The following is a 12,892-nucleotide window of genomic DNA, read 5'->3' as shown; positions in this document are numbered from 1 at the left end:
GCCGCGGCCGGAAACGGCAGTGGGGCGGGGCCCCCCGGGGGGCGGGGGCCCCCCCCCCCCCCCCCCGGGCCGGGCGGGGGGGGGGGGGGCCCCCCCCCCCCCGGGGGGGGGGCCCGGGGGGGCCCCCCCCCCCCCCCCCACGACCGTCCTGCGCCGGTTCAGCTGTAGGGGATCACCACCACCGCCTTGTCGGTGCCGGTCTGGAGCTTCGAGGTGCCGTTGCCGATGGCGCTCCAGACCTCCAGACGGACGGTGCCGCCCCGGAGATCGCCGAGGGTGCCCGTGGCCGCCTTCAGACCGCGTGCCTGCGTGTACTCCTCCCAGCCCGCGACCGGGTCGGTGGCGAAGTAGTGGTACGTCTCGGTCCGGTCGAACGTGCCGTCACCGGTGAGGTCGTAGCTGACACGTGCCTGCTGGCCGAGGCCTACCGTGGTGCCGGCGTCCACCTGGAGCCGGAACTCCGTTCCCGCGCCCGCGCGCAGTGTCCCGTTGACGCCGCGGACCTCGTAGACGAGCGGCTGGTACGGCGTGCCGTCGTGGTTGGTGCCGCCGCCGGAGGCGATCGTGTCGCTGCCCGCGGTTCCGCCGGTCGCCGTGGTCAGGGTGCCACCGCTGCGCAACTGGAAGGTGTTCCCGGTCGGCGGGTCGGGGTCCGGGTCGGGGTCCGAGGAACCCGACCCCGTGCCGCTCGCGGTGGAACGGGCGGGCACGGAAAGGGTCTTGCCGTCCGAGAAGGTCACGGTGCGCGCCGACGAGCCGTGGTTGTGGGCGACGTACGTGCGGGTCGTCCCCTTGGTGAAGACGGCCGAGGTGGGCAGGTCGCCGGTCACCGTGGCGTCCGGAGCGCCGACCGCGTCCAGCGTGTTGATCCAGTGGTAGGTGTGGGCCTTGGATTCCCCCTGCTCCGGGGTGTATCCGGCGTGGCCCGCGTCCCACTTCGACTTCGCCGCGGCGGGGTCGGCGAGCGACTGGAACTCCCAGAGGATGTCGCGCCATTCGACGGCCGGGCCGCCGTTCTCCCGTTCCATCTCGGCGATGTTGCGCCGGATCGCGGCCTTCTCGCTGCCCAGGTGGAGCGAACCGCCCGTCACGGGCAGGACGTTGATGCCGTGGATCTCCTCCGGGTTGGCGGTCCACCAGGTGGAGTACGCCGCGCCGCTGCCCCACACCATGCCGGCCGTGTCGTGGCCGAAGGAGGACGGGAAGACCTGTTCGTCGGCGTCGAACCAGTACTGCGCGATGGACTCCGACTCGGTGGTCAGCAGGTAGGCGCCGAGGTCGCGCAGCGAGGTGTCCCCGGTGGCGGAGCCCCACAGGACGAGGGCCGCGCTGAGGTTGGTGGACTCCGAGGAGGACTCCTGGTTGTTGCCGGCGGCGAAGCCCTGGTGGCCGGAGGCCCAGCTGTGTCCGGCGTAGACGTCGAAGCCGCGCAGGAAGGGGAACGCGGTGTCGGTGCGACTGGGGTTGGCGGTGTCCCGTACCAGGGTCTTGACCATGCCGCCCCACGCGGAGTCGGCGGCCCAGCCCTGGTCGTACTGCGCGACGATGGCGGCCGCGTAGACGTAGTAGCCGTAGTGGAAGTGGTGGTCGTTGAGTTCGGTGTCGCTGCCGTAGGACGCGGGGTAGCCCGTCAGGGTCTTCCAGTCCTTGTCGTAGCTGAACTCGTTCGCGCCGCCCGCGGTGAACCACTCCTGGAGCTTGCCCTTGATGAGGCCGAGCAGCCGGTCGCGGGTGCCGGTCTCCCCGATCTGCTCGGCCACCGGGACGAGTTGGGCGAGGCGGCCGAGTGCCTTGCCGGTCCAGTAGGTGTCGCTGGCGCCGGAGAAGGGGTCGGAGGCGTTCACGACGTCGTTGAGGTAGCCGCGCAGCCGGGCCGCGTCCACACCACTGGACTTGGGCAGCGCGGGCAGCACCGCCGCCGCCTTCTGGCTCGTGGTGAACGAGGCCGACTCGCGGACCTTCATGGTGCCGCGCGGGGAGACGTAGGTGTAGGAGGTCAGGGCGTCGGTGGTGTTGAGCCACTGGTGGCGGTAGAGCGCCTGGAGCGTGCCCCGCTCGGTGCCCTCCTTCGCCTCCGTGGTGAGCGTGTAGGTGGCCTTGACGGTGCCACCGGTGTAACTCCAGGCCACCTTGGAGTCGGTGACGAAGCTGAAGGCGTACTTCTTGAAGGTCGCCAGCGCGTCGGTGGAGGGCAGCACGGCGACGGAGAAGTAGTCCTTGGAGCCCAGGCCCGCGGTGACGGTGGAGCCGGAGACGTTCCAGTCGCTGCCGGTCGGGGCGAAGAGGGCGTAGTGGTGTCCGGCGACGGTGATGCCGAGGACGTTGCCCTGGTCGGCGAAGACGCTGGGCGCACCGGCGGTGGTGATCTGCGCGTTGCCACCGGTGCCCTGCGCGTATACGAACGGGGAGCCGTGACCGATCGTGGTGCGCAGGGTGCGGGCGCCGTCGGACCACAGGGGGGTGACCGTCCAGTCGGACCAGTTGTCGGCTTTCGTGTCCGGGGAGTTGAGGCCACTGAGCCCGATGGTGAGGTCGCGCTTGTGGGCGTACTCGTACTGGCGGCCGTCTCCGACGATCGAGGGGGAGGTCGGGTAGCCGACGTCGAGCCCGCCGGCCGTGGCCTGGTAGGTGAGGGGGTGCCCGTACATGGGGGTCGACCACGGGTTGTCGCCGTAGCGCTGGAAGGCGAGGGAGGACCACCAGTCGTTGGTGGGCACGGGCCGGTTCCGTGCGGCGGCGGTCACCTTGGGCGTGACGGGAGCGCCCGTGTTGGTGGTGGGCCCCGACGTTCCGGCGGGACGGGAGTCGGAGTAACTTCCCGAGCCCACGGGCACGGTGGCCGCGGCCGCCGGGGTGGCGGCCGGGCCCAGACCGAAGGCGGCGAGGGCTGAGGCCGTCAGGAGTATCACTGCCGGTCTGGTGCGTGTGCGCGTGCGTGGGGATGGCATGGCGACACCTCGAGTCTTCACGGGGAGAGTCTGAGAGCGCTCTCAGATGGCCGGAACGTAAATGCCGGGTAATGCACGTGTCAATGCTTTGAACGCGCCCGGTAGTTGACGACTGATCCATCCCGTTGTGCGTTCGCGTCTTGACGCTGCAGTCCCGGGCATCGAGGAGACCCGGTGGCGGCGTGCGCACGGCCCGCCGTGCGTGACCGGCGGGCCGAGTGCGCGATCCCGTTCGTGCGGGGTGGCCGGGAAAGGTCAGGAGGGCTGGGCGCGCTGTGTCGGCGCCTGAGCCGCCGGTTGCGGGGGCGGCGGGGGAGTGGGGGCACCCGCCGGGGGCGCTATCTTGGCGTGGCGCGTGGGGGCGGCGTTCTCCCCGCCGGTGGTCGCCGGGTCGTGCCGGCCGTCCGAGGGGGTGGCGTCCGGGGCGGCGCCGCCCGGGACCCAGCCGGAATCGACGACACGGACCTGCATGAGCCAGGCACCGGCCAGCACGACCAGCCCGAGGGCGAGCATGCCGACGAGTCCGGCGGCACCGTCGAGTTTGGCAACGTTGCCGAGCAAGGTACCGAACCACCCGAAGTCGGCGTCGCCGAACGTGGTGTTGGCGTCGCCGAAGCTGCCCAGGACACGCAGCAGCAGGGCGGGCAGGAAGGTGATCAGGACTCCGTTGAGGAAGGAACCCGCGACGGCGCCGCGGCGGCCGCCGGTGGCGTTGCCGTAGACGCCGGCCGCACCGCCGGTGAAGAAGTGGGGGACGAGGCCCGGCAGGACGAGGGCGAGACCGAACGCGGGGTTCAGGATCCAGATGAGCGCGGCCAGCGCGGTCAGGCCCCCCAGGAAGCTGAAGATGAACCCGACGAGTACGGCGTTCTGGGCGTACGGGAAGACGATCGGGGCGTCCAGCGCGGGCTTGGCGCCGGGGACGACGCGCTGGGCGATGCCTTGGAAGGCGGGGACGAGCTCACCGAGGATGGTGCGGACGCCGAAGAGGATGACGGCGACGGCGATGCCGAACTGCAGGCCCTGCATGAGGGACTGCATCAGGTAGTCGCCGAGCCCTGTGGCGGGGGTACCGAAGGCCTTGAAGGCGGTGGCACGGCCGGCCTTCGCGAGGAACAGCAGGCTCATCACCAGGTAGATGAGCACCATCGACAGGGCGGTGGCCACCATGGAGTCGCGCAGGAAGCGCAGCCCTTCGGGCAGGCGCATGTCCTCGGTGCTGCGGCTCGGCTTGCCGATCCTGTTGACCACTTGGCCGGTGGCGCCCGCGGTGATGTAGCCGGCGGTACCGAAGTGGCCGATGGCCACGCTGTCGTCGCCGGTCACCTTCTTCGTCCAGGGGTGGGCGAGCGCGGGCAGCGAGACCAGAAGGATGCCCAGCAGCACGCCTCCGCCGAGGACGACGGCGAGGGAGGACTGTCCGGCGGTCGCCATGACGATGGTGAGCAGGGTCGCCATGAACAGCATGTGGTGACCGGTGAGGAAGACGTAGCGCAGCGGCGTGAAGCGGGCCAGCAGGAGGCTGACGAGGAAGCCGGTGATCATCAGCCAGGCGACGCGGGCTCCGAACTCGTCCTGCGCGATGCCCGCGATGGCCTCGTTCGTGGGAATGACCCCGTGCGTGCCGGTGCTGCCCTGGATCATCTTGCCCAGGGGGTCGAGAGCGGCGGTGACCAGCCCCGCCCCGGCGCCGACGAGGAGGAGCCCGAGGGTGGCTTTGATGGCCCCGCCGGCGATCTGCCCGACGCTCTTCTTCAGTGCGATCAGACCGGCGGCGGTGATGAGGCCGATGAGGTAGGCGGGTTGGCTGAGGATCTCGTTGACGAGGAACGTGGCAGGAGTGATGAGCCAGTCCATCAAGGGGCGTCCTTTCCCGATCAGACGCGGTAGGTGTCGCGCAGGACGGAGTCGACCTCGGCGGCGCTGGTGAAGTCCTCGACGACCTTCACGGGCACCCCGACGTCGCCGAGCGTGCGGGCGATCTCGCGCGAGGTGAGGATGGCGACCGCCTCCGAGGCCTTGCCCTTGGCGGAGATGGTGTCGGTGGCCTCCACGCTGACGTGCCGGGACCAGCCCCACCGGTCGAGGACCTGCTCCAGGGTGTTCTTCAGGAACAGGCTCGTGCCCACGCCGTTGCCGCACACGGTGAGGATCTTGTGGTGGGACGCCGCCCCGGCGGCCGGCGTGGCCCGGGCGGCCGGCACGGTTGGCGCGGCCGGAGCCGCGTCACCGTCCAGCAGGGCGAGGACCTCCGCTGCGCTACTGGCCTGTTCCAGGGCGGTGGCCGTGGCGGGGTCGGACAGGGAGCGGGCCAGGGCGGCCATCGCCTCGGTGTGGGCTGACGAGTCGGTGGCGGCCAGGGCCACGACCAGCGAGACGGGGTCGTTGGTGTCATGGCCGAACGGGACGGGCTCGTGCAGACGTATCCACGACATGCCGGTCCTGAGCACGGCCGGCGACGGCCGGGCGTGCGCGAAGGCCAGGCCCGGAGCGATGACGATGTAGGGGCCGTTCTCCTCCACGTTGGCGATCATTTCGGTGGTGTAGTCCGCGGTGCTGACACCGACATCGACCAAGGCCTGCCCCGCGGCGCGGATCGCCGCGCGCCAGTCGGGGGAGTGGACGCCGAGTCGCACGGCGGTGGGGGACAGGAGTGTGGTGAGCGCGGTCATGACGCGGCGACTCCGTGATGAGCGGGGGTGTAGGGGGAGCCGGGGGTGTCCAGGGTGTCGGGGTTGCCGGGGGTCATGGGGGTGTGTGCGAGGGTGCGGCCGGACCGCGGTCGGGGAGCGGGAGCGGCTGCGTGGGATGGGGCCGGCTGTCTGGCGAACGTCGTCATGATCACAGTCGTTCCCCGGCCGAAGCGGAGGCAGTACTACCACTGCCAAATCTTCGCCTCGCGGAGGGCAGGGCCTTCGAAATCCGATCCGCCGCCTCTGCCGGACGACCCTTGCCCGGCCTCTCCCACACCCGGGCGAGGAAGGTACCCCACGGAGCCGGGCTCGCTCCTACGCGGGTCGGGGACCGCACCTGATCGCGACGGACGATGCCGTCGTGGACGCCCACCTGCCGTCTCATTGGACGACTGAGCCCGGCAGCGTGAAGAAGCCGCTCCGCGCATGCACGCCGTCGGGCGGGACGTGGAGTGCGGGGCCTCCTGCGTCTGGGCCGTTCGTCGTCCGTCAGGTCTCGTTGCGCACCCCGCGGCGCCGGGCCGGCGGTCGTCCGGCCCGGCGGTCGTCCGGGCCTGCGGTCAGGGCTTCGTCATGCGGGGACGTCGAGGGGCGGGTGCTCGAGGACGCGGGGCTTGTACTCGACGAGCTGGATGCGGCCGTCGAAGGTGCGGTGCTCGGTCATCTCGAGGGCGACGTCCGGGTAGCCGTCGTAGATGCGTTCCTCACCCGTGGCCCCCGTGATCACCGGGAACATCACCACCCGGAAGCGGTCGACGAGTCCGGCTCGGAGCAGGGACCGGCACAGGCTCAGGCTGCCGATCGTGCTGAGCAGCCCCGAGCCGCTGGACTTCATGGCGCTGACCGCCTCGACGGCGTTGTCACGGACGAGCGTGGTGTTGGCCCACGTCAGTGGCTCCTTGAGGGTGGAGGAGAACACCACCTTGGACGCTTGCGTGAGTTCGTCGACGGATGCTTCTTCCTCGGGCCTGAAGTCGTCCTGGCCGTCCGGGACCTGGCCTTCGGCGAAGCCGGACATGAGGCGGTAGGTGTTGGCTCCCATCAGGTAGGTCGCCTGGGGCTGCTCGCCGAGCCACGCGAGGTACTCCGGACCCTCCAGGCCCCAGAAGCCGGGCCATCCCTTGCCTGACGCGTGACCGTCGAGGGAGGTGATGAAGTCGACGAGGAGTTCCGACATCGGGGTGTCCTTTCTCGGGGTGTCACGAGCTTGGACCGTCCGGGAGCCGCAAACTCATCGGTCGCGCTGCGGAGCAACGAAAAGAGCGAGGACGCCGCAGCCGGGGAGTCCGAAAGAGGTGACGGCCGACGGAGCCGGGCGTGGCTTCCCCGGCCCCTCCGCGCCCCGGCCTCCTCCGCGCCCCGGCCTCCTCCGTGCCCTGGGCGCATCAGGAAGGGAGGCCGTGGCTCGCCTGCCCTGTGCGACCGGAATCAGTGGCGGGGCAGCGCGCCCAGCAGGGTGGTGGTCAGGGCCAGCCGCAGGTAGTCCTTGAGCTCCAGATGGAAGCGCGCGAGGTCGGGTTCGGCCTCGTAGGCCGCCTGCAGGCTCGGCGGCGGTGTGCTGTACGCCGGCAGCGCGCCGGCGGTGAGCATCGCCTGCAGACTGAACACCGTCGCGTTCTCACCCAGCTCCGGCAGGTACCGAAGGAGCAGGGTGGTCATGGTGGTCAGGTGGCTCAGCGAGGCGCGCTTGTAGCGTGTGACGACCTCGACGGAGACGTTGCGTTCCAGGACGCTGCTCTGTGCGCCGAAGAGGTCGCACAGCACCACGCGGCCGGACAGGGAGCGGCTGAGGACCTCGGCCACCGCTGCTGCTCGCTCGGTCATGGGCAGACTCTCGTCGATGCCGGCGGCGTCGAGATCGTCCGCCAGTTCCGTCAGCCACTCCCGTAGGAGCCGGTCGAGCAGTTCCAGCAGCACCGCTTCGCGGGACTCGAAGTAGCGCAGCACGTTCGGCTTCGCCAGTCCCACCCGGCGGCTGAGCTCGTTCAGGGTGAGCGCGGCCACGGGCATCTCGTCGAGCATCTCCGACGCCATGTCGAGGATCGCCCGCCGGCGGATCTCCCGCTGCTCCTCGGTTCGCGCCCGCTGGAAAGTCACGATCACCATCCTAACGGTCACCCTCCCAACTAAGTACTCCCGGTACGTTGACAACATACCGGGGGTACTTTACTGTCGAGAGCACAAGATACCTCCGGTACGTAAGCAGATGGGACCTCGACATGAGCGAGAAGTGGACGACGGCGAACATCCCCGACCAGCACGGGCGAGTGGCCGTGGTGACCGGAGCCAACACCGGCCTGGGCTACGAGACCGCCAAAGCGCTCGCCGAGCGCGGCGCGTCCGTGGTGCTGGCCGTACGCAACGTGGAGAAGGGCGAACAGGCCGCGGCCCGCATGACCGGCGACGTGACCGTGCAGGCGCTGGACCTGACCTCGCTCGACTCCGTCCGGACCGCGGCGGCGACGCTGCGCTCCCGGCTCGACCGGATCGACCTGCTGATCAACAACGCCGGCGTGATGTACACGCCCAAGCAGACCACCCGGGACGGCTTCGAGATGCAGTTCGGCACCAACCACCTCGGCCACTTCGCGCTCACCGGCCTGCTGCTGGACCTGATGCTGCCGGTGCCCGGCTCGCGGGTGGTGACGGTCAGCAGCACCGGCCACCGCATCCGGGCCGCGATCCACTTCGACGACCTGCACTGGGAGCGGTCCTACGGCCGGGCGGCCGCCTACGGCCAGTCCAAGCTGGCGAACCTCATGTTCACCTACGAACTGCAACGCCGCCTCGCCGCGCACGGCACCACCGTCGCGGTCGCCGCGCACCCGGGCCTGTCCAGCACCGAACTCGCCCGCAACAGCCCCACGGCCCTGCGGCTTCCACTCACCTGGCTCGCGCCGCTGATCACCCAGACGCCGGCGATGGGCGCGCTGCCCACCCTGCGCGCCGCCACCGACCCCGCTGTGCTCGGCGGCCAGTACTACGGTCCCGGTGGACGCTACGAGGTCAAGGGCCACCCCCGGCTGGTCACCTCCAGCCCGCAGTCGTACGACGCAACCGTCCAGCAGCGGCTGTGGGCCGTCTCCGAAGACCTCACCGGGGTGAAGTTCCCCCTGGCCGAGTCCACGCAGAGCCCGCTGCCCTCCGGGGCTGCCGCCACTCTGTAGCGGGGGCCGGCCCGCGACCACGATCGCGGGTCCGGCCGGACGCGGTACGAAGTGATCGTGACGGCCGCGCGATGACGGTGCGGAGGCCCGTCCCGCAAACCGGCAGCACCATGGCGGGGTGGCCCCGCAGCCGCAGCCGCAGCCGCAGCCGGAGCCGGCGGTTGCCTAGCCGTAGCCCTGGCTCTGACCTTGACCCTGGCCGTGATTGTGGCGGTGGCCGTCGTCCGGGCTCGCGGAGCGGATGGCACGCGTCGAAGCGAATGCGGGTCCCGCCGCCCCGAGGACGGCCGGATACAGTGCGCGGAACGGCAAGAGGGTCTGTGAGGGGTAAGCGTGACCGAGACGAACGACATCCGACCCGCCGACGGTGAAGCGCAGGCGCCTGGACGAAACTGGCTGCGTAACCTGTTGCGCTACCTCCCCATGATCGCGCCTGTTCTCCTGTGGGTCGTGCCGTGCTGGGTTCTCCTGCACACCGGCCAGCACTGGCCGATGCCGGCCACGCTCACAAGTACCGCCCTCTTCGTACTCGGCCTCGTCGGCATGCCGCTCGCGATGGCGCGCGGCCACGGCCGGCGCCAGGACGACCGGGCGGCGATCATCGGTGACACCTTGCTGGGCGTCAGCTGGGTCCTGTTCACGTGGTCCGTCGCGCTCGGGGTCGTGCTTCGGCTCGCCCTCGCGATGGCCGGTGTTGAGGAGGGACAGGACCGCGCCCGCATCGTCACCTGGGCCGTCCTCGGCGTCAGCGCCGTACTGCTCGCCTGGGGGTACACCGAGGCACGCCGTGTGCCCCGTGTGCGCAAACTCGACGTGCAACTCCCGCGCTTGGGAGCTGGGTTGGATGGTCTCCGTGTCGTCCTGATCACCGACACCCACTACGGCCCCCTCGACCGCGCCCGCTGGTCCGCGCGCGTGTGCGACACCGTGAACACGCTGGACGCCGACCTGGTCTGTCACACCGGCGACATCGCCGACGGCACCGCAGACCGCCGACGCGCCCAGGCCGCCCCCCTCGCCACCGTGCAGGCGACTCATGCCCGCGTCTACGTCACCGGCAATCACGAGTACTACAGCCAGGCCCAGGGTTGGGTGGACCTGATGAACGAACTGGGCTGGGAGCCGCTGCGCAACCGCCACGTTCTGCTCGAACGCGGCGGCGACACGCTCGTGGTCGCGGGCGTGGACGACGTCACCGCAGAGTCCTCCGGCCTGGCCGGTCACCGCGCGCACCTGGCCGGAGCCTTGGACGGCGCCGACCCCGACCTGCCCGTCCTGCTCCTGGCGCACCAGCCCAAGTTCATCGACCGCGCGGCAGCCGCCGGCGTCGACCTCCAGCTGTCCGGCCATACCCACGGCGGCCAGATCTGGCCCTTCCACTACCTGGTCCGCGTCGACCAGCCGGCCCTCGCGGGCCTCAGCCGCCACGGCGCCCGCACGGTCCTCTACACAAGCCGAGGCACCGGCTTCTGGGGACCGCCGTTCCGCGTCTTCGCCCCCAGCGAGATCACCTTGCTCGTGCTGCGCTCCCCGAAGCGTTGATCGGCGAGTTCGACAGCTCGCCGGAGCGGGGATCATCGGTAGATGCCGTCCGCCTCGTTCCGGCCCGGGCCAGCATTTCGCGAACCGGGTGGCGGCAGGGCCGAGTTCTCGGTGAACCAGGTCGCGCGGCAGGTCGGCTGAGCGGTCGTTTCCCCACCGGCGACAACCGCGTTGACGCCCTAGGATGCCTGAATGCCCAAGCCGTTACGGATGAACCGCCGCACGTGGGGTGTCGCGTGGGCGGTGCTGTGTGCGGCCGCTGTCGCTGCCACCGCCGTGCTAAACGCCTCTCCGGCGCCTGGTCAGCGGCCCGAGAAGCCCGTCAGCGCAGAGTGCGCCGAGTACATCGCGAACATCGAGACGCAGCTGGCCGAAGCCAAGGAGGAGGGAAACGAAGACGGCGTGCTGGCCTTCACGCGGACTCGTGTCGGTGCGGATGACTGCAGCGATGAGATCCTCGACCACTTCAGCGGCGACCGATGAGGCTGCCGCAGCTCAGTCCGGCCCAGTGCTCGGGCCGCGGCGCCTCCAAACTCGGGCAGCGCTGGTGTGTCGGCCCTGCCGCACGGTCGGGAACCTGACGTGACGAGGCAGTGGTGTCGCGCAGGGGCCGAGGAGGCGATCCGGCCCCTCTGGGCATGGCGAAGGCGCCTCCCCGACCCACCCGCGCATCCGGTACTCAGCGCTGGAGTTGAGGAGCCAGCGGAACCCAGCGGCGGGGAGCGTTGCGGTCCGTGATGTCCTGGGCGTCGCGGATCCTCAGCCCGGCCGCCGCACAGGCGTAGGCGAGTGTGTCGGCGCCGTACGGGAAGGCCGACCGGCGCTGCCAGAAGCGGAAGTGCCAATAAGCGGCCGGATCGTTCCCGTCCGGGTAGAGCCCTATCTCTTCGTGCTCGACGACGTCGCCGTCGCGAGCCAGGCTCCCGAAGGTCCCGCCCTTGGGATTGAAATAGATTCCGTAAGCGGTGGTGCCGGTTGATATTGCCCGCATGACGGCGTCGTCGCTCGGCATGTAGCCGTCCTGCGTGATCACACAGCCGCCAGGGGTCCCGGACACGCTCGTGACCCCTACGTAGCGGAGGGACTTGTCGTAGTCCATCGGATCGAAGGGCGCATGCTCGGAGTCTGCCCGCGGGCACTGCGCGGGATCGGCGCCCAGCCGCCGGATCACCTCCTCCTCGCTCAGGCCCCGCACGAAGCAGATCCCGAGCCCTTCCGTCCACAACTCCTGCTCACCGAAGGCGGCGATGAGCGCGTCCGCCGCTGCGAAGGCCGCGGCTTCCTCCGCGGGCAGTTCCACCGCCCCCGGCAGATCCGCGACGAGCGGCGCGAGCGGCGTGGTCAGCAGCAGCCGGCCCGGGGACCAGGGCCCGGCCTGCGGCGTCCACACATCGGCCCCGGCGTCGATCAACGCCTGGACACTGCCCGCGTCCACACTGCAGGCGGCATACCACAACGGTGTGTGTCCGTCCTCGTCGCGTGCGTCGACCTCCGCTCGATGCGACAGCAGCGCGGCCACCGACTCCGCCGCCCCTTGCTCCGCGGTGATATGCAGCGCAGTGCCGCCACGCCAGCCGACGCGGGCGTCGGGCGGCGCCCCAGCGTCCAGCCGAGCCCGGATCAGGGCCGCGTCCCCCCAGTCCTGATAGCCCAGTTGCTGCCAGTCGGCCCGCGGCAGGTAGCGCATGCGGGCTGCCTCCTGGCGGCGCAGCATCTCGCGCTGATGCCGGGACAGGGGCGGCGCCAGGAAGGAAGGCGGTCCACCCAGCTCGACGTACCCGAAGGCACCTGGCTGCCCCGACGGATCCGGAGGCTCGAGCGACGGCCAGACCTCGAGCGCCCGAGCCGATGCGGCATGGAGGGCCGCCACGTCGATCGAGGTGCGGGTTTCGGCGATCGCCTCGTCCGGCCACTCCACCACCAGCTGAGCCTCGCCGGCCGGTGGGAGCTCCGGCAGATACAGGTCGACGTCGGTCTTGAAGAGGGACCGGCGGGAATGGTGCGAGCCGGGATCGAGCGGGATCAGCCCGACCGCTTGCGGCGTCGATGCCACCCTCACCTCCCCCTGCGAATCGGTGAACTCCACCCTCCGGTCGATCGTGCCGTCCAGCGAGGTCACCCGGCGGCCGTCGGAGAAGAGCAGGCCCACCCGCAACCCGGACTGCCGTCCCCCGGCCACGCTGTCGTGACGGGACCTGCGGAAGACCGCCAGGTGCAGCGTGGCTGCCTGCGGCCACACGGACCATCCCGTCAGCAGCACCTTCGTGTGCGGACCGGCGCCGAGCACCTCAAGCTGCGGCAGCAGCGCAGGAGCGAACCAGTCGACCGGCGGCGCGTACCGCCCGGCGTCCTCTCCCGGAGGGCCTAACCGGACCACTACCGTCCGCTCGTCGGCCGGTTCCTCCGGCATCACCAGATCGTCGAAGAATCCCATGTGCCGATCCTGGCAGAGGGGTCTGACAGTTGGTCGAAGCCTGAGTAGCCGGTACGGAGAAAGGTGGTCTGAGCCAGCTGTGGAAGGTGGTTGAAGCGGGCGGACGTT

Annotated in this window: 9 protein-coding genes; 3 read left to right on the top strand and 6 right to left on the bottom strand. The window is 70.7% G+C overall.

Annotated features, from left to right (window positions below; all coding sequences use genetic code 11):
- Window positions 1–158: 158 nt before the first annotated feature.
- From ACIGAN_RS06805 to ACIGAN_RS06785, 5 genes are all read right to left on the bottom strand, one after another.
- Window positions 159–2,948: a glycosyl hydrolase gene (locus ACIGAN_RS06805; protein ID WP_399855572.1), complete on the bottom strand. Its 2,790-nt coding sequence runs from the start codon at window positions 2,946–2,948 to the stop codon at window positions 159–161.
- Window positions 2,949–3,203: 255 nt separating this feature from the next.
- Window positions 3,204–4,805 (bottom strand): PTS ascorbate transporter subunit IIC, encoded by a 1,602-nt coding sequence (locus ACIGAN_RS06800; protein ID WP_399855569.1) that lies wholly within the window; start codon window positions 4,803–4,805, stop codon window positions 3,204–3,206.
- 20 nt (window positions 4,806–4,825) lie between these two features.
- Window positions 4,826–5,620, bottom strand: coding sequence for a PTS sugar transporter subunit IIA (locus tag ACIGAN_RS06795; RefSeq protein ID WP_399855567.1), 795 nt, complete (start codon window positions 5,618–5,620; stop codon window positions 4,826–4,828).
- 592 nt (window positions 5,621–6,212) lie between these two features.
- A complete protein-coding gene (locus tag ACIGAN_RS06790; protein WP_365743736.1) occupies window positions 6,213–6,818 on the bottom strand; it encodes a dihydrofolate reductase family protein in 606 nt (201 codons plus the stop codon).
- Window positions 6,819–7,069: 251 nt separating this feature from the next.
- Window positions 7,070–7,738: a TetR/AcrR family transcriptional regulator gene (locus ACIGAN_RS06785; RefSeq protein WP_399855565.1), complete on the bottom strand. Its 669-nt coding sequence runs from the start codon at window positions 7,736–7,738 to the stop codon at window positions 7,070–7,072.
- A 122-nt stretch (window positions 7,739–7,860) separates the two neighbouring features.
- Here ACIGAN_RS06785 and ACIGAN_RS06780 point away from each other — a divergent pair, with 122 nt between their 5' ends.
- The 3 genes from ACIGAN_RS06780 (at window position 7,861) to ACIGAN_RS06770 (ending at window position 10,833) form a co-directional block, all read left to right on the top strand.
- On the top strand, window positions 7,861–8,808 hold the full coding sequence (locus ACIGAN_RS06780) for an SDR family NAD(P)-dependent oxidoreductase (protein ID WP_399855563.1): 948 nt from the start codon (window positions 7,861–7,863) through the stop codon (window positions 8,806–8,808).
- A gap of 333 nt (window positions 8,809–9,141) precedes the next feature.
- The gene (locus ACIGAN_RS06775; RefSeq protein ID WP_399855560.1) at window positions 9,142–10,350 is read left to right on the top strand and encodes a metallophosphoesterase; all 1,209 of its coding nucleotides are present in this window, start codon (window positions 9,142–9,144) and stop codon (window positions 10,348–10,350) included.
- 192 nt (window positions 10,351–10,542) lie between these two features.
- Complete coding sequence (locus ACIGAN_RS06770; protein ID WP_399855558.1) at window positions 10,543–10,833, top strand: hypothetical protein; 291 nt, start codon at window positions 10,543–10,545, stop codon at window positions 10,831–10,833.
- Between the two features lie 196 nt (window positions 10,834–11,029).
- Here the strand turns inward: ACIGAN_RS06770 and ACIGAN_RS06765 are convergent, their stop codons facing one another.
- The gene (locus ACIGAN_RS06765) at window positions 11,030–12,784 is read right to left on the bottom strand and encodes an ankyrin repeat domain-containing protein (protein ID WP_399855555.1); all 1,755 of its coding nucleotides are present in this window, start codon (window positions 12,782–12,784) and stop codon (window positions 11,030–11,032) included.
- Window positions 12,785–12,892 lie beyond the last annotated feature (108 nt).

The sequence above is a fragment of the Streptomyces sp. NPDC085931 genome (assembly GCF_044540565.1).
Taxonomy (GTDB): Bacteria; Actinomycetota; Actinomycetes; order Streptomycetales; family Streptomycetaceae; genus Streptomyces.
Note: the sequence above shows the minus strand (reverse complement) of the source record. Positions and strands in the feature narration are given on the sequence as shown.

Excerpts from the sequence above, each read along its gene's own strand:
- ACIGAN_RS06780 (WP_399855563.1), top strand. The coding sequence starts at position 7,861 with ATGAGCGAGAAGTGGACGACGGCGAACATCCCCGACCAGCACGGGCGA.
- ACIGAN_RS06765 (WP_399855555.1), bottom strand. The coding sequence starts at position 12,784 with ATGGGATTCTTCGACGATCTGGTGATGCCGGAGGAACCGGCCGACGAG.
- ACIGAN_RS06800 (WP_399855569.1), bottom strand. The coding sequence starts at position 4,805 with ATGGACTGGCTCATCACTCCTGCCACGTTCCTCGTCAACGAGATCCTC.
- ACIGAN_RS06790 (WP_365743736.1), bottom strand. The coding sequence starts at position 6,818 with ATGTCGGAACTCCTCGTCGACTTCATCACCTCCCTCGACGGTCACGCG.
- ACIGAN_RS06770 (WP_399855558.1), top strand. The coding sequence starts at position 10,543 with ATGCCCAAGCCGTTACGGATGAACCGCCGCACGTGGGGTGTCGCGTGG.
- ACIGAN_RS06805 (WP_399855572.1), bottom strand. The coding sequence starts at position 2,948 with ATGCCATCCCCACGCACGCGCACACGCACCAGACCGGCAGTGATACTC.
- ACIGAN_RS06795 (WP_399855567.1), bottom strand. The coding sequence starts at position 5,620 with ATGACCGCGCTCACCACACTCCTGTCCCCCACCGCCGTGCGACTCGGC.